The sequence below is a fragment of the Ferviditalea candida genome, assembly GCF_035282765.1.
GTDB classification, from domain to species: domain Bacteria; phylum Bacillota; class Bacilli; order Paenibacillales; family KCTC-25726; genus Ferviditalea; species Ferviditalea candida.
In genome coordinates this window covers 1-597 of sequence record NZ_JAYJLD010000120.1, presented here as the reverse complement: position 1 = coordinate 597, position 597 = coordinate 1, and the positions used below count along the sequence as shown (strand labels likewise).

Below are 597 nucleotides of genomic sequence, written 5' to 3'. Positions count from 1 at the left end.
TACTACTCTGTCATTTAAAGAATAGGGTTACCCATCATTCAACAAACATCGACACTGGGTGGTTCGGACAAACCAAACAAACAGCGTGTATTGAAAACGCTCAAGTATGAGGCGTCGGACATACCTAATTATGGCGAATGACGGTCGAGGAAGCAGGGGGAGTTGGTCGTCATAACTGGGCAGTCTACTGCCTTCAGATTTAGTAAGGTATCCTGGCTGTCCTGCAACAATAACCAAGTATAGGCAAGCATGACGAGCGTGAGATGGCGATGCAATCCTACCCAACTCCGCCCCTCGTAATGGTCCAATCCCAGTTCCGTTTTAGCATCTTGGTAGAAACGCTCAATGTGCCAGCGTTCATGTGCAATGCTGGCCAATTCCGACAAAGCGGTTCCCAGCGGCAAGGAGCTGACGTACCATTTGTGTTCACCTTCGTGATCAGGAAGCGGACGTTCACCAATGAGCCAAATTTCGGAACCGATACGATCTCCGGATGCCCAATACGCCCGTATATAGCTAAATTGCTTGGTCAGCATTCCTTTCGTTCCTTCTCGCCATGTGACCGTCTGCCAACAAGTATCATTTAATTCTTCAATA

The 597-nt window shown here is 48.1% G+C and carries 1 protein-coding gene; it reads right to left on the bottom strand.

The window, feature by feature from the left end; translation table 11 throughout:
- Positions 1 to 128: 128 nt before the first annotated feature.
- Positions 129 to 597 (bottom strand): transposase (locus VF724_RS21345; RefSeq protein ID WP_371756245.1); only part of this gene is annotated, 469 nt, incomplete at its 5' end.